The organism is Idiomarina solivarensis (genome assembly GCF_033052755.1).
Taxonomy (GTDB): Bacteria; Pseudomonadota; Gammaproteobacteria; order Enterobacterales; family Alteromonadaceae; genus Idiomarina.
Genome location: NZ_JAVFHZ010000001.1, coordinates 397,449 through 417,503 on the forward strand (window position 1 = coordinate 397,449; position 20,055 = coordinate 417,503).

Sequence of the window (20,055 nt, forward strand, 5' to 3'; positions counted from 1 at the left end):
ATAACTATTTAGTTTAACTGAATGGACCCTATGTCAGCCTTTTTAAACCAAGGAACTTTTGTTGTTCATCAACTTGTAAAAGGAAGCGTCCATGTATCCCCTGACTATCAATAAAAGGAATTAAACGGCCCGCGGGTAAGGCCACCCGCGTACCGTTATCCGTTGTCACAACGACTTGATGATAACCTTTTGAGTAATACACATCACAAAATTCTTGATAGCTCATACTCAAGCCAAAAACATACTCAATGATCACCGTTGCTTTATACCTTTAAATAATTATTCACTTAGACAACTTTCTATCTTCTCAAATAAATCGCTGGCTAAATTAGGCAACTCACGTAAAGACTCAAGCTCAGTTTTCATTTGCTGTTGTCTATTTTCATCGTATCGACGCCAGCTAACGAAAGCCGAGAGTAGTCGGGACGCAACTTGAGGGTTGCTGGTATTAAGTTGTTGAATAACGTTACCAATTAACTTATACCCTGCGCCATCGGCTCTGTGGAACTGTGCTTGGTTTTGAGTAAATGCTGCAAGCAAGGAATAGATACGGTTGGGGTTTTTTAACGAAAAATCCGGATGAGTCATTAGATCTTTCACTCGCTCAACGGTTTTGTCGTGATTCGCCAGGGACTGGGTACTAAACCACTTATCCATGACTAACTTTTCGCCCCTCCATTGCTCTTCAAATTGGTTTAGCAACGACTCCGAAATTGGGTGATTAGCCCACACACTGGCCTGCAACGCGCCCAACTGATCGGTTAAATTATCCGTTTGTTTAAACTGCTGCAGCAATTTATCCGATACGACATCCCCTAACTCGGCCAAATATCCAAGGCAAACCTGCTTTAACTGTCGCTTGGCGATTTCGTTACCGGTGAGCTTATAGGCCTCTTGCGAGATACAGTCACTCAGAAGCTGATTAAAATCACTCTCTAATGCCACTGCCAGTTGTGCCTTTAGGGATTTCAATTGAATATTAATTGCCTCGACCGGAATCGTATCATAACGGTCGGCAATGGTTGCTGCGGTTGGTAGCGTCAGCGCAAGAGCTTTTAAAGCTGGGTCGGTATTTGCCCGAAGCAAGTTCTGACAGGCCTTTATCGTTTGCTCTGATAATTCAGCGTTCTTACTGTTGCTAATAGCCTCTTCTATAATGCGAATAAATAACGATTGAGCGGCATCCCAGCGGCTGAAATCATCTTCACTATGAGCAAGCAATACTCTCAGTTCGTCTTCGGTCAGGGAACGTTTAACTCTTACTGGGGCCGAGAAGTTATCGAACAAAGATAATATTGGCTTTTCTGCAACATTATCGAAAATAAACGTTGCTTCGCTGTCTTTCAAATGTAAAACACTGTCATCGCTCAATTTCAGCGGCTTGCCCTGGCCATTATAGGCTGACCATTTAACCGGAATGTGAAACGGTGCTTTTTGGGCTTGCCCAGGTGTCGACGCTGTCGACTGCTTTAAAACTAACGTAAGTTTTTGTTGTTTTTCGTCGTATGACTCTTCAACAGTAACAACCGGAGTACCCGCCTGAGAGTACCAGTTACGAAAAACGCCAAAGTCCTGGTCATTAGCATCTTCCATTGCTTCAACGAAGTCTTCACAGGTTACCGCTTTACCGTCATGACGCTCAAAATAAAGTTTCATACCTTTTTGAAAGCCTTCTTCGCCAAGCAAGGTATGGATCATACGAATAACTTCGGCCCCTTTATTATAGACTGTAACAGTATAAAAGTTGTTCATTTGAACCACTTTGTCAGGTCTAATTGGGTGCGCCATAGGACCCGCGTCCTCTGCAAACTGGTGACTGCGAATAACCCGAACATCTTGAATACGGTTTACTGCACGGGAACCTAAATCGGAACTGAACTCCTGATCACGAAAAACCGTTAGTCCTTCCTTCAGGCTTAATTGAAACCAGTCCCGGCAAGTCACCCTATTGCCAGTCCAGTTGTGAAAATACTCATGACCAATAACAGATTCTACATTGAGAAAATCTTGGTCCGTCGCAGTTTTCGGATTAGCTAAAACGTACTTGGCATTAAAAACATTCAGGCCCTTGTTTTCCATAGCCCCCATATTGAAGAAGTCGACGGCTACGACCATGTAAATATCAAGGTCATAAACCAGGTCAAAGCGTTCTTCGTCCCACTTCATGGCATTTTTAAGCGATAACATGGCGTGATCAGCACGATTTAAATTGCCTTTATCGACAAAAAGCTCTAAATCAACCGTGCGCCCTTCCCGCGTAATAAACTCATCGCGTAATACATCAAAGTTTCCCGCAACAAGTGCGAAAAGGTAGCAAGGCTTGGGGAAAGGATCCTGCCAGGTTGCCAGATGCTTACCGTTTTCAAAGGTTTTGTGCTCAACTCGGTTGCCGTTTGATAATAAGTAAGGAAATTCAGCTTTGTCCGCAATAACGGTTGTTGTGAATTTAGCCAAAACATCTGGACGATCCAGATAATAAGTAATACGCCGAAAACCTTCCGCTTCACATTGGGTACAGTAAGTGTTTTCAGCCAGGTAGAGACCTTCTAACGCTTCATTAGCCGTGGGGTTAACACTGTTCTCAATTTCTAAAGTAAACGACTTGAGAGAGGTTTTTAATGTCAGGCTATGTTCGTCGACCCGATATAATTCTTTAGCAACCGCCTCTCCGTCAATTTTTATACTCAGCAGCGTTAACTGTTCGCCATCAAGTACCAAAGGCTTTTTGTGTTCGCCTTGTCTTACAACTTTTAAGACGCTTTTTACCCGCGTTTCATGCGGATGAAGATCAAAGGTTAAATCAACATCCGTAATTGTAAATTCAGGTGCTTGATAGTCTTTACGATATTTAGCCTTAGGTAATTGTGTCATAGCTTCCTTCTGTATTTCCCCAGCATGAATTATGCTTTAGCGGGTTCGTCTTTAGGATTTAAGTACAGTATTGTCCAGCCAGTATAAGCAAATACGATAGCAATAAGCGGTGTCAGGTAATTAAAGAACGCATACATACCATATTCAAACGGACTTACTGCAAGTACTGAGAACATATAGGCACCACAAGTATTCCATGGGATAAGCGCGGAGGTGATGGTACCGCTGTCTTCCAGCGTGCGAGACAGGACTCGGGGATCCAAGTTACGACGTTCGTACTCTTCTTTGAACATACGTCCCGGCAAAACAATAGCCATGTACTGATCAGCTGTAAGCACGTTGGCACCGAAACAAGTAAAAATAGTCCCGGTTATCAATGAGCCTACGCTCTTAGCAGACTTCAACATACCGCGGATAAACCGTTCCAGTAAGCCGACTTTTTCCATAATAGCGCCAAAGGTCATGGCACTTAAAATAAGCCAGACGGTATTAAGCATTGACACCATTCCGCCACCGCTCAGCAACGAATCAAGGTTAGCGCTTCCGGTACTCACTCTAGTACCGTCTGATAATGCAAGCCAGACAACCTTCAATGCAGGAACCCAACCTTCTTCCCCTGCAATTTGAGTGATCATCTCTGGTTGAAAAATTAGAGCCCAGGCGCCGCCTAATAAAGCACCAAAAAATACCGTTGGTAACGCAGGCTTGCGAGTTGCAGCTAAATACAGCAACACTGCGAGAGGAACCAACATTGGCCAGCCTATGTTAAAAGTAGACTCTAACTGCTGTTGCATAAGCTCCAAACGCTCCAGACTAACGTTAGTATCGGCATTGAGTCCTAAGATTAAGAAAAGGACAACTGAGATGCCAAACGCAGGACCTGCGGTATAGCCCATATAACGGATGTGAGAGAATAGTTCACTGCCTGAAACTGCCGGAGCTAAGTTTGTGGTATCAGACAACGGTGACATTTTATCACCAAAGTAAGCTCCGGATACGATCGCGCCTGCGGCAATGGCTGGTTCTAATCCCATACCAGATGCAACACCCATCAACGCCACACCAATGGTGGCTGCTGTAGTCCAGGAACTGCCAATTGAAAGTGCTACAACACCACAAATTACGCAGCTTGCCGCGTAGAATAAGCTGGGATTAAGCAGCTCTAGTCCGAAGTAAATTAAGGTCGGTACGGTACCCGACAATAGCCAAGTGCCAATGAGTGAACCAACCGCCAGAATAATCAGCATAGCACCAAGGGCTACGGAGATACCTTCGGTTATTCCTTCTTCAATTTGCTGCCAGCTAAAGCCATTTTTAAAACCAATTATGACCGCAATACCAGCCGCCACAAGCAACGCTATTTGGTTGGGGCCATATGAAGAGTCCTCGCCAAACAAATAGACAGACGAAGACAACATAAGGATGAGCGCAAATAAAGGGATTAGCGCTTGTAATAAACTCGGTGCTTTTGTTTTATGACTCATTAATTATTCAACCTAAAGTTTTATAAAGCCGATTAGCTGTAAAAAAATAATAATGATAGCGACTGGGGAGATGTATTTGACGCACAATAACCAGACATCATAAATGCCTTTTTTCGTATCCAGTTCATCCTTGGAAAACTCTGAGCGCATCACCCACCCCGCCAAAACGGCTAACAGAAGTCCGCCCAAAGGTAATAATATACTCGACGTCAGAACGTCGATAATATCGAAAAGTGAGCTAATAGGTTTACCAAACCATTCTCCGTCTAATTGTGCCCACCCGGAACCAGCAAATGAATGGATCGTTAACTGGCCTAACAACCAAAGTACGCCAGCGGAAATTAGCGTCGCGGGCCATCTTTTCAAAGAAAACCGCTCGGCAACAAAAGCCACTGAAGATTCGATCATGGCAATAGCGGAAGTAAAGGCCGCTATAACCAGCATAATGAAAAACACCGTTCCGACAAAACTACCGGCAGGCATCTCACTAAAGGCTAAAGGCAGAGTTGTAAAAATTAAGCCAGGCCCTTCACTTGGGGTTAAACCATAACCAAACACCAATGGGAATATTGCCAAGCCTGCCAACAGCGCGACAAAAGTATCGATAACGGCAATCCAGATGCTGGTTTGTACAATTGAGGTCTCTCGTGGAAGGTAAGCTCCATACATAATAACCACACCCGATGCCAAGCCCAGAGTAAAGAACGAGTGGCCTAACGCAATCATCACACCGTTAACACTTAATTTGCTGAAATCGGGCGCAAACATAAATTCAATTGCGGCGCCAAAGTCTCCTATACTCCCCGAATAAACGCATATAATAACCAACAGTACAATCATACAAGGCAGAAGGAAGCGAACCGATCTTTCCAGGCCATTTTTTATACCATTACCAACGACCAAAACTGTGGCAATAATAACCAGGCTATGCCACAACATAAGCTCTCCGGGAGACGCTAAAAGCCCTTCGAACGTTTTGCCTATATCGGCAGCAGATGCTTGTTGAAATACGCCTTGTCCTGCTTTGAATACGTAAGCCAAGGCCCAGCCGGCGATAACGGTATAGAAACTTAACACAAGGTAACCCGTCAACATTCCAAGCCAACCCGCGGTTTGCCACGCTGAGTTTTTGCCGGATTCAACGGCTACCGATTTGGCGGCATACCCCGGAGAATGCCTTCCGCGCCGGCCGATAATGACCTCTGCCATCATAATAGGGATGCCTATGGCTAAAATGCATAGCAGATAAACAAGGACAAAAGCACCGCCACCGTTTTCTCCCATAACATAAGGAAACTTCCAAATGTTACCTAAGCCAACAGCTGCTGCAGAGGAAGCTAAGATAAAACTTAACCGGCTAGACCACCGGCTGGATATTGCCTGATTATTTGTTGTCATTATTATTAATCGGTTGTGTTTATTAACGCGCTATATGACCACAAAACGTGGGTCAATGACAAGTTCACAAAAAAATACCGCCGTAAAGGCGGTACTTTAATAAGAACCGTTTTAATTTGAAGCAAGTTGCTTTTTATCAATAAAATCGAAAGCGACAAAGGCAGCCTGGTTAAGGTATGGGTCTATTTCCATCAACTCTTCCGGCGCATCTTCTACTTTTTCAACCGGCTCTTTACCAGCTCGCTTTAAGCGATCATTGATACGTTCCAACTGTATTGCTTTTTCTTTCTCTTGCTTTTGCTCACGCTCAGCTAAAACCAAACTAACCCAAGTCTTATTTTTTTCTTTCCTATATCGCTCTATTTCTTCAAGAATATAAGCAAATTCTGGGTTCTCTGAAATTCTTTGGTTAAGCTCCCGTTGGAGCTCTTCCACCTCAGCTTCAGTAATTTGGCCAACTTCACTGTAAGAGGCTTTATCAATTTTATCCCATGGTAAAGCGTTATCTTCTTCACTTTCACCCCACTCTGAAGGCTCAACAAATGAAGGGAAAACAACATCAGGCTGAACACCTTTTAATTGCGTACTACCACCATCAATTCGATAAAATTTAGCAATAGTGTACTGCACACTTCCTAAAGGATTGTCGTAAAAATCAAAGCGTCTGGCCAACCCGCGGTGTTGCTGGACGGTTCCTTTACCAAAAGTGTTTTCACCAATAATCAAAGCTCGTTCGTAATCCTGCATTGCTGCAGCAAAAATTTCGGATGCCGACGCACTATAACGGTCGACCATAACGAATAGAGGTCCCTCATAGTAAGTTTTCCCATCGCGATCTTTACTGACCTCAACTCGGCCTCGTCCATCACTAACCTGGACGACAGGTCCTTCATCGATAAACAGGCCGGTTAAGGTAATTGCTTCACTTAAAGAACCGCCACCGTTACCACGCAAGTCGATGACAATGCCTTCGATATCTTTTTCTTTTAAATCTTTTATCAGTTTTTTAACGTCAGCTGTTAAGTTGTTATAAAAGCCGGGTACTTCTATGACACCAAGTCGGCGTCCTTTGTAAGGGCCTTCTTCAAACTCCTTAACCTCCGCTTTCGCAGCGCGATCTTCCAACTTAACGGTATCGCGCACAATCTTCACAACACTCGGTGTTCCGCCGGCTCCTTGGCTGGCTTTTAAAACTTGCAGTCTAACCGTCGTGCCTTTAGGACCTTTAATTAGGTCGACAACGTCGTCCAGGCGCATACCAATGACATCAACAAAATCTTCTTTGCCTTCACCAACACCTTGTCCGACGGCAATGATTTTATCTTCCGGAGAGAGTTCACCAGTTTTATCCGCCGGTCCACCCGGTACTAAGCTTCTGATTATTGTGTAATCGTATTCCGATTGAAGAACCGCACCAATACCCTCTAATTCGAGGTTCATGTTTTGACGAAAACGCTCGGAATTAGACGGTGAAAGATAGCTTGTATGCGCTTCAACAGAACGAGCGAATGCGTTCATTAAGGTCTGAAATACATCTTCGCTTTTAGAGTTCGTTAACCGATTCAAAGCGCTATTGTAGCGTTTGCCCAAGGTTTCTACTATTTCAGGCCACTCTTTACCAGCCAGTTTTAAGTTAAGAGCATCGTATTTCACCCGGTTTTCCCAGAGCTCATTCAGTTCCTCGACAGAACTCGCCCACTCTGATTCTTCCCGATCGTAGTAATACTTATCGTCTTCAACAGAAAAGTCCATGGGCTTTTCTTCGTCGAGTAACGACAGAGCATACTCATAACGCTGAAACCGGCGTTCAAGGCTTTTCTGATATATATCGAAAGCGACATCCAACTCGCCTTGCTTAAGCATATCATCAAATAAATGCTGATATTCTTCCGCAGCCTCAATGTCTTCTTTCAACAAAAACATTTTGCCGTAATCAAGCAGTTTGAAATAACGCTTGTGGATCTTTTCAGATAGCTCGTTGTTCAGTGATAGACTTTTAAAGTGATAACGAGTGAAATAAGAGGTAATACGCTCACTGGCTGTATCATGTTGGGCTTCTTGCTCCAGTTCTGGTAACTCACTGATTTCATGCTCCGGCGGTATCGCAACCGCGACCGGAACAACAAACATCAGTGCCAATGCACATTTTCTTACAGCCGAGTGACTCATTAACAACTCCTACGCACGCAGAAAAATTTTATCTGCTTTAACTTTCATCGTTAGACCATTCTGCAGTTGAACCTGAACATCATCTTTATCCAGTTCCACAATTGTTGCAGACATTGGGGTATTCCCCGCTTTTACCTGTACCTGTTGACCTACGGAAAGCTTATTGAGTTCCACATCAGCCAATTTAACTTTGGGTTTGCTTGGTTTTTTTGTGGGTTTAGGCTTAGACGTAGCAGTACTTTTAGGCTTGTCTTTTGCCTGTGCTTTTTTCGCTGTGGCTTTTGCTGCAGCTTTATTCTTCTCTGCCACTTTAGCTTTAGACTCTTTTAGAGTCTCTTGCGCGTGTTGTTGATGTTCTTCAGTAACCGCCTCAACTTCATTACCATCAAGATCTACGCGCTGACTACCTACTTTCACGCTATAAAGATAACGCCAACTATTCGTGTAATGACGCAGAGCTGTCCGCAAACGGGTCTTACTAACCTTCTCATCATTCTCAAGACGTTTTGCTAGATCTTCAAAAATCCCTATTTTTAAAGGCTTCGCATCGCCTTTTAAACTAAAGCAGTCAGGAAACTGTTCGGCCAAATAGGCAATAACATCTTTACTTTTCGTCAGCTTTTCAGGTTCACTCATTCCATTCTTCTTCCTGTTCGCGGACAACTTTCATTAAGTTTCGAACGTAGTCGTCCATTTCATCAAATGACAAATCTAATAATGCAGGCTCTTCAATCCAGTCGTAAAGCGTACGACGCACCATTTCCTCAAGCTGCTCTGTTGTATCGTCATCCTCTCGTAATGCATTAATGAGATGCAGCATTTCATTGATTTTGTCAGCTGCCTCTTCTTCATGCGCCTCAAAAAACACAACATCGTCTTTTGTTACTAAATAGCTATGAATATCGAATTCAGCAAACATATCAGCTCTGAAGCTCCGACCAGTCCAAGGCCTGACAATATTCAGCAATAGCCTGAATACCGCTTGCATCTTCCTCGGAAAAACGTCCTTTGGATGGGCTATCGACATCTAATACCGCCACCGTCTTACCGTTGACTACGATAGGGGAAACCACTTCACTGTTAGAAGCTGAGTCACACGCGATGTGTCCGGCAAATTGGTGAACATCTTCAACTAGTTGAGTTTCTCGTAATTCAGCTGCGACGCCACAAACTCCTTTGCCAAAAGGGATACGAACGCAAGCTACACGTCCCTGAAAAGGTCCTAGCACCAGTTCCTTTTCAGATCGGGCTAAATAAAAGCCCAACCAGTTAATGTTCTCAATATGCTCATAAAGCAGCGCTGAAATATTCGCAAGATTTGCGGTTAAATCAGGTTCGCCCTCCGTTAACGCTTTAGTTTGAGCTAATAGATCAGAATACAGCTGAGAGCTCATAGTTCGCCTTATTATTAATCCAGTTTAAATCGAGCGATTGGTTCTTCAGAACCGGCTTTAAATTGTTCTTTTAGTTCACGCTTAGTCTTTGTGATCATTTCCCCATTTGCACCAATTGTAAACACCTCTTCCGTGCTAGCGTATCGAGCCTGATACGCCATAATCAACTGAATGGAATTTTCTTTTTGTTCATCAGATAAGCGATTACCATCGGGCCATTTTCCTGTTTCAACGGCCTGAACCAGGCGCTCATAGATTTCCTGATTCATGTTTTTAATTAAGTCATCAAATTTCATCGGCTTATCGCTTCTTCTTTCTCAAAAAGAGAAGTTGAACTCGGTTAATAGTAAACCAAATTAAACCGACTATCATTGCTCCCACCGACACACCATATTGCCAAGTACCGGGCATTGGCTGCTGAAGGAATAGATAAGTAAATGCAGCTATCGCAATAAGTAATGCGAGCATAGAGCGTGACAGGAGCTTATCAGACTTCTCTTGCCGTAGCCTGTGCCATTCGCGCTCGACATCTTCTTTAGACTGGCCCGCTAGAACAAACTGACAATGAGGACATTCTTTCACTTTGCTTGAAATTCGCTTATTACACGAAGGACATTGTGTTAACGCCATAGACAACCTATCTCTTATGCAGTCCCTGCAATATAAGGCTTTTGCTCTCAATTTCAAGCATTGCCAAAGAATAAAAGCTAAACGGCCAACTTTTCATTGACCGTTTAGCTTTAGCTTTTATTAAATAAATTACTTTTTCTTATCGGAGTCACCGAAATCTTTCCAATATGACTTAACCGTTGATTTCATTTCTTTATGAAGCAAAATCATACCCAGCAAGTTAGGTAAAGTCATTAACACGATAGCAACAGCCGAAGCGGTCCAAACTAAAGTAGTATCGGCGAATGATGCCCAGAAGAAGCCAGCTACATAAAGTATTCGATAAGGCATGACTCCTTTCTGACCAACAAGGTAAACCACTGCCCTGTCACCATAATACGACCAGGCTATTGCTGTTGAAAATGCAAACATCAACAATGTTATTGGAATGATGTATTGGCCATAATCACCAAAATAGCCGTTAGCAAACGCCAATGAGGTCAAAGCGGCAGAATGAACAAGAGACTTGCCGATAACCTCAATATCTTCTTTAATTAAGTCGCCATTTTTAACTTTGACTGAGCCTGTGTAAGCCTCCTCTCCGGCAATAACAAACCGGACGTCTTCGGCAACTGAGCGTGCATGTAAAATAGTAAACTCACCATTCGTCTGTGCTTTACCTTCGACAACCCTCACTGTTCCGGTGTACCTCTCTATTTTGGAGTCACCTGTCTCGTTTAAATAGGCGTACAGATCCTTACGATCCGAACTTTCTACATCGTTATATTCGCCAACAATGAAGTCGAGATCGCTTCGGGCAAAGTTATTTTCAAACTTCTGCGTCCAAACCCCCGAAGACAATATAACCAGACCCGTTAAGGTACAAATTAAAATGGTATCAAGGAAAGGCTCAAGAATTGACACTAAACCTTCTGCTACAGGATCCTTTGCTTTAGCGGAGGCGTGTGCAATAGGTGCAGAACCCTGCCCCGCTTCGTTAGAAAACAGTCCTCGGTTTACACCACGGTTAAAGGCATACGCAAAACTAGCACCCAAAAAGCCGCCCGCTGCCGCAGAACCAGTGAATGCATCACGGAATATGGCGACAAAAGAGTCATCAATAGTTTCTATATTAAATAAAATGACACTTAAGGAGCCAATAACGTAAAGAATACCCATAATTGGGACTATCTTTGATGTCACTGCTGCAATACGTTTAATGCCACCAATAATGACCATCGCCAGCAATATCGACAGAATGGCACCAGTCCAGATTGGGTCGATAGCAAACGTTTGTTCCATGGACTGTGCGATATTATTAATCTGTGGCATGTTTCCTGTGCCAAACGAACTAATTATCGTTGCAATAGCGAAGAGAACCGCCAGCCATTTCATATTAAGACGCCGATCCATGTAATACATAGGACCACCGGCCATGGTGCCGTCTTCCGTTTTAACCCTGTATTTGTGCGACAGTGTCACCTCGACAAACTTGGTGGTCATACCCAAAAATGCCGTCATCCACATCCAGAATATTGCTGCCGGACCACCTAAGAAAATAGCCAGTGCAACGCCACCAATGTTACCCGTACCTACGGTACCTGATAACGCAGTCGATAACGCCTGGAAGTGGCTGGTATCACCTTGCGAATCTTTACGATCAAACTTACCTGCTAATACTCTCCAGGCGTGGCGAAAATAGCGCACTTGTGGAAAGCCTAAATACAAAGTGAAAAATAAGCCCACACCGAGCAAAATAAACGGGAAATAGGCGGCTGAGCCTAAAAATCCGTCAATCCAAAGTAAAAAATTGTTGAGCACTTCCAAGGAAGACCCCCTTTGTTGTTATTATTTTGTGATACAACACTAGTTTTAACGCAATTTTGGTGAGACTGCCAATATTGCTGTTAATACGTCTTCGCCTAAACGCTGACAACGTGCTACTGACCAGCCGAAGTCTTCGTCAGGTAGATCGGCGTTGTCTTTAAACGGCATTTCAAGCGTATAAGATAAACATTTAAAGCGCTCGCCAACGGCCGAGTTAGCAACGGTCATGTTTGCTTTACCCGGTGCTTCCAGTTCATAGCCATATTGAACCTGGAATTCAGGCGTTGCCGCTAAGAATGCCTTTTTAAAGGTTTCTTCTAACTCTTTATGTCGCTTGTCATAAGATGGTATGCCTTCGCATCCTGCAACAAAGTTGTACGGCAGATCTTCATCTCCGTGAACATCAAGAAACATATCGACGCCGGTTTCCTGCATACGTTTCAATACGTAAAAAACTTCCGGGCTTTTTTCGAGGCTCGGTTCTGCCCATTCGCGGTTTAAGTTGGTACCTACCGCGTTCGTCCTTAAGTGCCCGCGGACGCTGCCGTCAGGGTTCATATTAGGGACAACATAAAATACATTTTCGTCTAATAATTTCCGGGCAACACCGTCTTCATCGTCCAGTAATCGTGTGATAAAGCCTTCCATAAACCATTCAGCCATAGACTCACCAGGGTGCTGTCTGGCGGTAACCCAAATGGTATTTTTATGTTCAGCCGGCTCGCCGATAACCAATAAATTCAACTCGCGACCATCAATCGTCTCACCCAATAACTCGTGGTAACAATCAATTGATTGCTGAGCCGACTGAATAAGATCCTGGTGACGCTCATAAGAGTAAGGAATGAAATAGGCGTAGAAAACACTTTCTTGTTCTGGCGTGTGTCGAATGATTAATTCTTTGCCGTCATATTCGGTTGGTACACGGAACCAGGTTTCACGATCATAAGATGCCAATGCCTGATAGCCTTTCCAACCGTCTGGATACGCTGATCCTGATGCATTTTCTATGGTCATTACGTGCTCTTCGCCTGCTTCTGCGAACAGCTTAAAGTGAAACCATTGATAGAAGTCGGATTGATGATCCTTTCTAATCGCTAAGCGGATATCATCTGCATTGTTTGCGCTGATAACCTCGATATTGCCACTGTCAAAGTTTGCAGTAATATGCATACTTCACCTTTTAAGTTGTCTCTAAAAAAAATAATAGAAAAAAAGCGCCCTGCAGGCGCTTTCCTTTATTTCGGTAAGTTAGGCACCTTAAGCCCTGCCATCGCTTCTGCTACGCGAACGACCTGGCAACTGTAACCAAATTCGTTATCATACCAAACGTAAAGAACAGCCCTGTCGTCTTCTACGATAGTCGCCTGAGAATCAACAACACCCGCATGGCGCGAACCAACTAAATCTGAAGAAACAATTTCAGTTGAAGCGGTGTAATCAATTTGATTTACCAACGCTGAGTGCAATGCAGTCTGACGCAAGAAATCGTTTAACTCGTCGCGAGTCGTCGATTTTGCCAAGTTCAGATTCATAATCGCCATTGACACATTCGGCGTCGGTACACGGATAGCATTACCGGTTAGTTTACCTTCCATTTCTGGTAACGCCTTAGCAACGGCTTTAGCTGCTCCTGTCGAGGTAATAACCATATTCAAAGGTGCTGAACGACCGCGGCGGTCCGCTTTATGATAGTTATCAATTAGATTTTGGTCATTTGTATAAGAGTGTACTGTTTCAACGTGACCATTACGTATACCGTACTCATCGCTTAACGCTTTCAATACCGGTGTAATCGCATTGGTTGTACAGCTTGCCGCTGAAACAATATGATCACTGTCTTCTATCATATTGTCATTGACTCCGAAGACGATGTTTTTGATGTCGCCTTTTGACGGCGCAGTCAATAACACCTTATTGACACCTTTTGATTTCAGGTGCAGGCCTAAGCCAGCTTCGTCTTTCCAAATGCCGGTGTTATCTATAACAATCGCGTTATCAATGCCGTACTTGGTATAGTCCACTTGATCTGGCCCATCAGAATAGATGACTTTAATGTTCGTGCCATTGGCTTTTATGCTCTGATTTTCGTGATCAACCGTAATTGAGCCATTGAATAGCCCATGAATTGAGTCACGGCGCAGTAAACTGGCGCGTTTTTCTAAGTCACCTTCGCGACCGCCACGCACAACAATGGCCCGCAAGCGCATTTTATTGTTCGCCCCATTACGCTCAATAAGTAGACGAGCCAGTAAGCGTCCAATTCGGCCAAAGCCGTATAAGACCACATCGCGCGGTTCAATATTATCTTCAGAATCAATAATGTCAGCCAACTCGCGTTTAACGTAGTCCATTACTGACAAATCACCGGCTTTGCCACCGAACAGATAACCATAGGCTAGTTTACCTAAGTCAACGCGTGCCGGAGACAATTTAAGATCAGCCATAGCCTGCAAGAAAGGAAAACTCTCGCGTAAACGGACCTTTTGCCCTTCGTGGCGAAGGATAAGACGGTGCGCTTTAATGATGTTGATGGTGGATACATTCAAAAGTGAACGACCATAAACCAAAATTTCGACACCGAAATTACGGTAAAGCTTGCCAAGCAATGGTTGCATTTGCTCCGCGAATTCCTGGCGTTCCTGCCAACTCGATAAGGTTGGATCTTGCTGGTTAGAGTTCATAGTGAGCCCTGTCCTCTATGCTGATGTCAGTGAGCTAATAAAGTGCTACGCTTAAAAACCGCGATATTGTACTGAAAAGCTTGGCATGAAGCCAATTTTAAGAAACAATCGAATTTCACTAAAAAAATGTTGAAGCATATGATGAAAAGAATTGTCATGACAAGCGTAGTTATTGCGCTAACCGGTTGTGTTGAAAGTAAACCGACAGTGCGAGAGATCTGCCAGGCAAGTCCCGCTTTGTGCAGTGACTTAAACGATGACAACTGGTGCAACTCAGAACGTAGGCAACTTATTTTTAGTCGATATAAGCTTCACCAAAAAGAAACCAGTGAAAATCAGTATTTTTTAATGAGGGACCTGCAAACTTACGCTCAATGTATTGAGTTGGCATCGACTATAGAGCATAAAAAGTTAAAAAGTAAGCAATCAAGCCGCATAGAAGCTTTTATAAATTCTCAAAAAAACATAAAACAACTTGCTGAGCGAACGGCAGATTCCGAGCACCCTCTCTGGCTCTATTGGCACTGGTCAAACCGCGGTAATGAAGAGGCTTTACAGAAACTGTTGGCCTTAGAAGGAACACCGAAACTTGAGAAGCCAGAGCTTAAACTGGCCTTGGCGACCTACTACGCCAAACATGATTCAAAGAAAACCTTTAAGCTTCTCTACAATGCAATGAGGTTGTATCGTCCGGGCGACCGTATCAACCCAGAGATTCCTTCGACGCTCGTTTCCATGTACTTAAAAGAGGAAAAACCAGCGAAAGCTTATATCTGGTCCCAGGTAGCCTGGGAGTTAGGTCAGGACAACCTGGATAAAAACAGTATGAAAAATATTGTCAACGCCAGCGATGCCCAATACGAACAGTGGGACGAACAAGCCCAAGCCATTGTCGAAAAACTCAGGGACGGCAACTTTCGTGGCTATTACTCATCATCTTCATGACGCATTGATAATGAGTTAACACAATAACGCTGTCCAGTTTCAGTCGGGCCATCGTCAAATACATGGCCCAGGTGTCCGCCGCAGCGACTGCAAATTATTTCGGTGCGTACCATGCCATGTGTTGAGTCTTCAACATAGTTAACGGCTCCCGAAATCGCTTTATCAAAGCTGGGCCAACCGCAGTGTGCGTCAAATTGATGGGTTGCCTCAAAAAGCTTTTGCCCACAACCCGCACAGCGATAAACGCCGTCTTTGTCACAGCTTAAATACTTACCTGAAAACGGTCTCTCAGTACCCTTTTCCCTCAATACGGAGTAGGCTTCACTTCCCAGTTGTTCACGCCACTCCTGTTCGGTTTTATTTTTCCAGTCGTCTTCACTCATATACGGCTAGCTCCTCTATATTCCTGTTAAATCTCGTACTACTGTAACAGTGATTGTGCTAAACTTAACCCTACATTCATGGCTAATTTTTGCTGAGGTTTTGCATGCTTCGTCGTACCAAAATTGTAACTACTCTCGGGCCAGCTACTGACTCTGAAGAGACTCTAAGAGAGCTTATTAAAGCTGGTGCCAATGTTGTTCGTTTAAACTTCTCTCATGGTAATGGTGATGATCACAAGCAACGCGCGGCTATGGTAAGAAAAATAGCCCGTGAACTGGATGCACACGTCGCTATTTTAGGTGACTTACAAGGCCCTAAAATTCGTATTGCACGCTTTCAGCAAAAGCACATTACATTATCGGCTGGTGATACCTTCATTTTAGACGCTGAACTTGAAAAAGACAGCGGTGACCAGAACCGAGTTGGACTGGATTATAAAGACCTACCTAATGATGTTAATCCTGGCGATATTTTATTGCTCGACGATGGCCGTATTCAGTTAAAAGTCGAAAAAATAAACGGTAGCCAGGTGAAAACCAAAGTGACCATTGGTGGCCTGCTTTCTAATAATAAAGGCATTAACCGGCAAGGCGGTGGCTTATCCGCTGCCGCGCTAACCGAGAAAGATCTGGTAGACATTAAACTGGCTGCGGAAATTGGTGTCGACTATCTTGCGGTTTCTTTCCCTCGTTGTGGCGATGACATAAACCGGGCTCGTCACTTATTACGTGAGGCTGGCGGGCAAGGCGTGTTGTGCGCCAAGATAGAGCGCGCAGAAGCCGTAGCCAGCGAACATGCACTGGACGATATTATCAGAGCATCCGATGCCGTTATGGTTGCCCGGGGTGACTTAGGCGTCGAAATTGGCGATGCTCAACTGGTTGGTAAGCAAAAACAAATCATTTCCCGGGCTCGCCAGTTAAACCGGGTAGTGATTACTGCCACCCAAATGATGGAGTCCATGATTGAAAACCCAATGCCCACTCGTGCTGAGGTAATGGACGTTGCCAACGCAGTGCTGGATGGGACGGATGCCGTGATGTTATCTGCCGAAACTGCTGCGGGTAAGCACCCGGTTGCTACGGTAAAAGCTATGGCTGAAATTTGTTTGGGTGCAGAGACGCATCCATCAGCTCAACTGCGCCATCAGGACCTTGAAGAAATGTTCTCCAGCATTACTGAAGCCACTGCTATGTCAGCCATGTACGCAGCAACCCATTTAAACGGCGTTACAGCTATTATCGCGTTAACTGAGTCAGGGTTTACCGCCAAATTGATGTCCAGAATAACATCTCACTTGCCGATATTTTCGCTATCTCGTCATTCACACAGTCGTGATAAATCAGCGCTCTACCGCGGTGTATACCCAATTAACTTTGACTCAACCAGTGTGAGTAACCCAATAGACGAAGCGATACAAGTCGTTAAGAAAAGTGGGCATATTAAAACCGGAGATTTAGTGATACTCACTCACGGCGACGTAATGGAAACGGTCGGTTCAAGCAATACCTGCAAAATGATCGAAGTCCGTTAATCGCTAAAATCGCTGATTAACGAATCAATAAGGTTGATGTACTCATCGGCCTTATTGATTACTTTCTCCCGCTGCTCATTAGTCAGACTTTGGTACATCTCCCACAAAAACTGTCTCCGACGCTCACTACTTTGTTCTCGTTGTTTTTGAAAACTTTTACTTCTCAGCTGTTGAGGGTTAACAATTAAAGATGCCAGCCGGTCTTTATCCAGTGGTTGGTTCAATAACACTTTTTCAAATTCAGTCAACCAGCGGGAGCGATAACTTAACCATTCTCCCTGTAGTCCAGGGGAGTCATTGACCCAACGACGCAGTAACTTATCCTGCTCTTCCGTTAAATCACCAATAATATCTTCTAAGTCTTCTTCTACCTCGGTGACGCGGTCAAGCCTTTGCAATATAGGATTGTCTTGTTTGTCTTCCTGCCAACGCTGGTAGCGTTCTTCCTGAGCTTCTTCCAAGCGAGCAATCAGTTGCTGACGTTGTTTGACACTGAGCGTGCTAATCAGGTCTGATTCCGCTTCGAGTTGCTCAAGCACATTTCGCCAAAAGACCCAGAGAGTATTCTCGAAAGCTTCTATGTCTCTCAGGGTTAAAGACCGAGTCTTAACTTTATCTCGTAGGGCCTTCAGTTCACTGCGGTACAATGGGAGTTGCGTTTGAGCGTGCCATTGATGCATTGCATCTATTTTTTGAGCAAGCACCTTCTCCTGCTGGTCGTTTAAATCGACATAATCTTTTACTTTCCACTCCACCAAAGTATCGGCAAATTGGTAGCCTATATTGGCAGTGCAACCCGCGATAATGGCAAGAACCGTTAGTACACCCAATAGTCGATACATGATCAGCTCAGAATAAGTTGTTTTATACGGTCTTTATAACTACGGCTAACTTTCAGTTTTTGACCATTCTTGAGTTGTAAATGGTATTCCCCATTTTGCTGATTACAGAGTTTTTCGACCTGTTTTATGTTGACGATGGCCGATCGGTGCACACGCTGAAACAACTTAGGATTTAAATCTTGTTCAAGTTCTTTCATCGTACGGCGCAGAATATGGGTGTCCTCTCCTGCGTGAATACACATGTAATCGCCTGCCGCATCGACCCATTTAATGTCTTTAACCGCTACTCGAGTTATTTCTCCACTGTCTTTTATTGCAATATAATCTGGGTACTCATCGGCAGCAATAGCTTCTCCTGCTGCGAGTCTCTCAAGCAAAGTATCAGCATCCTGACCGGTAACCTCAGCGACCAGATTTATCAGCTTATCCTGCTGCTCATCATTAACATTTTGATGCTCACTTATTACACGCTTAATGCATTCAGCTAAACGATCGTCATCAACCGGTTTTAATAAATAATCCAGCGCTCTTACCTCAAAAGCCTTAATAGCGTAAGAGTCATAAGCTGTGACAAAAACAACAAGTGGAAGTTTACCCTGTCGTTCCTGAACCGCCTGTAATACTTCAAAGCCATTCAACCCGGGCATTTGAATATCTAAAAACACCAAGTCAGGCTTTTGATCTGCGATGACATCGACCGCTTCCCGACTGGTTTTGCACTCGGGCAGCAACTGCAGTTGTTCAAATGCTTCCAGGCGAATAGCCAATCCCTTTCTGGCAAGGGATTCATCGTCAACGACCAACGTTCTCAACTGCTTCATTATTGGTTCTCCAATGTTTCAATCGGGATCGTAATGCGAACACAAAGGCCACTGTCCTGCCCTTTTATCATCTCAAATTTGTAATTCTTACCATACAAAGATTTGAGCCTTTGGCGTGTGTTATTAAGTCCAACACCATCTTTCCGGAAGAGCTTTTCGGCGTCCGTTTGAATTTTAGGACCGTTGTCGCATATTTCTAAAACTAAGTTCCCATTATCTGACCAGGACCGGACTCTAATCTGCCCTACCCCTTCAACATTCGAAATTGCGTACTTTATCGAGTTTTCAATGAGCGGTTGGCATATCAAGCTTGGAACTAATGTGTTCTTTGTATCAGAAGATAGATGAATATCAATTTCAAGCTGCTCATCAAAGCGCACTTTCTCTATATCAAGATACAGAAGAAGCGCATCAACCTCTTTTTCCAGAGTTACTTTTTTTATCGGTTCATTATCTAACGAAAACCGTAAAAAATGGCTGAGCTTATTGACCATTAAATTAGCTTTTTGGTTGTCTTTTAATAAAATAAGCGTGGATATCGCGTTAAGTGTATTAAAGAGAAAGTGGGGGTTAAGCTGATACCTGAGCATTTTTAGCTGAGCTTGATGAGCCATAGATGACGCCAACAAAGCTTTCTGCTTTTCTTCTTGCAGCATCTGATAATACTTAATGCCGAAGTACAAGCCACTCCAACTTAAAACGATATAAAACTTGGCCAAACTGTTCTTTAGGTAAAAGAATGGGCTATCGGGGCGAAAACCGAATTTGTAAATCTCCCAATAAGTTGCATTATCGACAATGGCCCAGGCAACTGCGGTAATATATGAAACGCCAACAGCAATTAGCACCATAAGTGCCGGTGGCATCTCCCATATTCTGCGATAAAGGTACCTAAGAGGTATTGTAATTAGAAAGCCAGCATAGGCACCCAAGATAATAATCAGCGTGTATATGTCACGCATTTCGTGCATTAGTGAACCAATGTAGTTCACTAATGCATACCCAATCCACCCACCGGCCTGTAGCAGCCAAAAGAACCGATTTCGGTTATCCATCAGCAATTGCCATTGCGTTTTAATCGGTTTCTTCATAG

19 protein-coding genes are annotated in these 20,055 nt (G+C 43.9%); 2 read left to right on the forward strand and 17 right to left on the reverse strand.

Annotated elements, in window-relative coordinates; genetic code table 11:
* Nucleotides 1-28: 28 nt before the first annotated feature.
* From RBK99_RS01860 to RBK99_RS01920, 13 genes are all read right to left on the reverse strand, one after another.
* Entirely contained in the window at nt 29-256 is a 228-nt protein-coding gene (locus tag RBK99_RS01860) for a DUF2835 domain-containing protein (protein WP_317502943.1), read from the reverse strand.
* Nucleotides 257-279: 23 nt separating this feature from the next.
* A complete protein-coding gene (gene pepN / locus RBK99_RS01865) occupies nt 280-2,871 on the reverse strand; it encodes an aminopeptidase N (RefSeq protein WP_317502944.1) in 2,592 nt (863 codons plus the stop codon).
* 29 nt (nt 2,872-2,900) lie between these two features.
* Nucleotides 2,901-4,355 (reverse strand): Na+/H+ antiporter NhaC, encoded by a 1,455-nt coding sequence (gene nhaC / locus RBK99_RS01870; RefSeq protein WP_317502945.1) that lies wholly within the window; start codon nt 4,353-4,355, stop codon nt 2,901-2,903.
* Nucleotides 4,356-4,367: 12 nt separating this feature from the next.
* Nucleotides 4,368-5,753, reverse strand: a complete 1,386-nt coding sequence (locus tag RBK99_RS01875; RefSeq protein ID WP_317502946.1) for a sodium-dependent transporter — start codon at nt 5,751-5,753, stop codon at nt 4,368-4,370.
* A 111-nt stretch (nt 5,754-5,864) separates the two neighbouring features.
* The gene (gene prc / locus RBK99_RS01880; protein ID WP_317502947.1) at nt 5,865-7,922 is read right to left on the reverse strand and encodes a carboxy terminal-processing peptidase; all 2,058 of its coding nucleotides are present in this window, start codon (nt 7,920-7,922) and stop codon (nt 5,865-5,867) included.
* Nucleotides 7,923-7,931: 9 nt separating this feature from the next.
* Complete coding sequence (gene proQ, locus RBK99_RS01885) at nt 7,932-8,558, reverse strand: RNA chaperone ProQ (RefSeq protein WP_317502948.1); 627 nt, start codon at nt 8,556-8,558, stop codon at nt 7,932-7,934.
* Nucleotides 8,551-8,841, reverse strand: a complete 291-nt coding sequence (locus RBK99_RS01890) for a hypothetical protein (protein WP_317502949.1) — start codon at nt 8,839-8,841, stop codon at nt 8,551-8,553. Before RBK99_RS01890 ends, proQ begins: the two co-directional genes overlap by 8 nt.
* Nucleotide 8,842: 1 nt before the next feature.
* Nucleotides 8,843-9,316 carry a GAF domain-containing protein gene (locus RBK99_RS01895; RefSeq protein ID WP_317502950.1) on the reverse strand — a complete coding sequence of 158 codons (474 nt, stop codon included), beginning with the start codon at nt 9,314-9,316 and terminating at the stop codon, nt 8,843-8,845.
* A 14-nt stretch (nt 9,317-9,330) separates the two neighbouring features.
* Nucleotides 9,331-9,612: a YeaC family protein gene (locus RBK99_RS01900; RefSeq protein WP_317502951.1), complete on the reverse strand. Its 282-nt coding sequence runs from the start codon at nt 9,610-9,612 to the stop codon at nt 9,331-9,333.
* Between the two features lie 4 nt (nt 9,613-9,616).
* On the reverse strand, nt 9,617-9,946 hold the full coding sequence (locus RBK99_RS01905) for an eL43 family ribosomal protein (RefSeq protein WP_317502952.1): 330 nt from the start codon (nt 9,944-9,946) through the stop codon (nt 9,617-9,619).
* Between the two features lie 129 nt (nt 9,947-10,075).
* Entirely contained in the window at nt 10,076-11,752 is a 1,677-nt protein-coding gene (locus RBK99_RS01910) for an alanine/glycine:cation symporter family protein (RefSeq protein ID WP_317502953.1), read from the reverse strand.
* Nucleotides 11,753-11,797: 45 nt separating this feature from the next.
* Nucleotides 11,798-12,925, reverse strand: a complete 1,128-nt coding sequence (locus RBK99_RS01915) for a M14 family metallopeptidase (protein WP_317502954.1) — start codon at nt 12,923-12,925, stop codon at nt 11,798-11,800.
* A gap of 65 nt (nt 12,926-12,990) precedes the next feature.
* Nucleotides 12,991-14,436 carry a glyceraldehyde-3-phosphate dehydrogenase gene (locus tag RBK99_RS01920; RefSeq protein WP_317502955.1) on the reverse strand — a complete coding sequence of 482 codons (1,446 nt, stop codon included), beginning with the start codon at nt 14,434-14,436 and terminating at the stop codon, nt 12,991-12,993.
* 156 nt (nt 14,437-14,592) lie between these two features.
* Here RBK99_RS01920 and RBK99_RS01925 point away from each other — a divergent pair, with 156 nt between their 5' ends.
* Entirely contained in the window at nt 14,593-15,381 is a 789-nt protein-coding gene (locus RBK99_RS01925) for a DUF2989 domain-containing protein (RefSeq protein ID WP_317502956.1), read from the forward strand.
* Here RBK99_RS01925 and msrB read toward each other — a convergent pair.
* Nucleotides 15,363-15,764 (reverse strand): peptide-methionine (R)-S-oxide reductase MsrB, encoded by a 402-nt coding sequence (msrB, locus tag RBK99_RS01930; RefSeq protein WP_317502957.1) that lies wholly within the window; start codon nt 15,762-15,764, stop codon nt 15,363-15,365. The genes RBK99_RS01925 and msrB overlap by 19 nt on opposite strands.
* Nucleotides 15,765-15,868: 104 nt before the next feature.
* Between msrB and pyk the strand changes: the two genes are divergently transcribed.
* Nucleotides 15,869-17,299, forward strand: a complete 1,431-nt coding sequence (gene pyk / locus RBK99_RS01935; protein ID WP_317502958.1) for a pyruvate kinase — start codon at nt 15,869-15,871, stop codon at nt 17,297-17,299.
* Here pyk and RBK99_RS01940 read toward each other — a convergent pair.
* From RBK99_RS01940 to RBK99_RS01950, 3 genes are read right to left on the reverse strand one after another with little or no spacing between them, the layout of a single operon-like run.
* On the reverse strand, nt 17,296-18,141 hold the full coding sequence (locus RBK99_RS01940; RefSeq protein ID WP_317502959.1) for a DUF6279 family lipoprotein: 846 nt from the start codon (nt 18,139-18,141) through the stop codon (nt 17,296-17,298). The two genes, pyk and RBK99_RS01940, sit on opposite strands and share 4 nt — an antisense overlap.
* A gap of 2 nt (nt 18,142-18,143) precedes the next feature.
* Nucleotides 18,144-18,962, reverse strand: a complete 819-nt coding sequence (locus RBK99_RS01945) for a LytR/AlgR family response regulator transcription factor (RefSeq protein ID WP_317502960.1) — start codon at nt 18,960-18,962, stop codon at nt 18,144-18,146.
* Nucleotides 18,962-20,053, reverse strand: coding sequence for a sensor histidine kinase (locus tag RBK99_RS01950; protein ID WP_317502961.1), 1,092 nt, complete (start codon nt 20,051-20,053; stop codon nt 18,962-18,964). Before RBK99_RS01950 ends, RBK99_RS01945 begins: the two co-directional genes overlap by 1 nt.
* Nucleotides 20,054-20,055 lie beyond the last annotated feature (2 nt).

What these genes read in the sequence shown, in the direction of transcription:
- RBK99_RS01940 (WP_317502959.1), bottom strand. Translation starts at nt 18,141, where the DNA reads ATGTATCGACTATTGGGTGTACTAACGGTTCTTGCCATTATCGCGGGT.
- pepN (WP_317502944.1), bottom strand. Translation starts at nt 2,871, where the DNA reads ATGACACAATTACCTAAGGCTAAATATCGTAAAGACTATCAAGCACCT.
- proQ (WP_317502948.1), bottom strand. Translation starts at nt 8,558, where the DNA reads ATGAGTGAACCTGAAAAGCTGACGAAAAGTAAAGATGTTATTGCCTAT.
- prc (WP_317502947.1), bottom strand. Translation starts at nt 7,922, where the DNA reads ATGAGTCACTCGGCTGTAAGAAAATGTGCATTGGCACTGATGTTTGTT.
- RBK99_RS01915 (WP_317502954.1), bottom strand. Translation starts at nt 12,925, where the DNA reads ATGCATATTACTGCAAACTTTGACAGTGGCAATATCGAGGTTATCAGC.
- RBK99_RS01920 (WP_317502955.1), bottom strand. Translation starts at nt 14,436, where the DNA reads ATGAACTCTAACCAGCAAGATCCAACCTTATCGAGTTGGCAGGAACGC.
- nhaC (WP_317502945.1), bottom strand. Translation starts at nt 4,355, where the DNA reads ATGAGTCATAAAACAAAAGCACCGAGTTTATTACAAGCGCTAATCCCT.
- RBK99_RS01950 (WP_317502961.1), bottom strand. Translation starts at nt 20,053, where the DNA reads ATGAAGAAACCGATTAAAACGCAATGGCAATTGCTGATGGATAACCGA.
- RBK99_RS01895 (WP_317502950.1), bottom strand. Translation starts at nt 9,316, where the DNA reads ATGAGCTCTCAGCTGTATTCTGATCTATTAGCTCAAACTAAAGCGTTA.
- RBK99_RS01890 (WP_317502949.1), bottom strand. Translation starts at nt 8,841, where the DNA reads ATGTTTGCTGAATTCGATATTCATAGCTATTTAGTAACAAAAGACGAT.
- msrB (WP_317502957.1), bottom strand. Translation starts at nt 15,764, where the DNA reads ATGAGTGAAGACGACTGGAAAAATAAAACCGAACAGGAGTGGCGTGAA.
- RBK99_RS01945 (WP_317502960.1), bottom strand. Translation starts at nt 18,962, where the DNA reads ATGAAGCAGTTGAGAACGTTGGTCGTTGACGATGAATCCCTTGCCAGA.
- RBK99_RS01925 (WP_317502956.1), top strand. Translation starts at nt 14,593, where the DNA reads ATGACAAGCGTAGTTATTGCGCTAACCGGTTGTGTTGAAAGTAAACCG.
- RBK99_RS01905 (WP_317502952.1), bottom strand. Translation starts at nt 9,946, where the DNA reads ATGGCGTTAACACAATGTCCTTCGTGTAATAAGCGAATTTCAAGCAAA.
- RBK99_RS01900 (WP_317502951.1), bottom strand. Translation starts at nt 9,612, where the DNA reads ATGAAATTTGATGACTTAATTAAAAACATGAATCAGGAAATCTATGAG.
- RBK99_RS01875 (WP_317502946.1), bottom strand. Translation starts at nt 5,753, where the DNA reads ATGACAACAAATAATCAGGCAATATCCAGCCGGTGGTCTAGCCGGTTA.
- pyk (WP_317502958.1), top strand. Translation starts at nt 15,869, where the DNA reads ATGCTTCGTCGTACCAAAATTGTAACTACTCTCGGGCCAGCTACTGAC.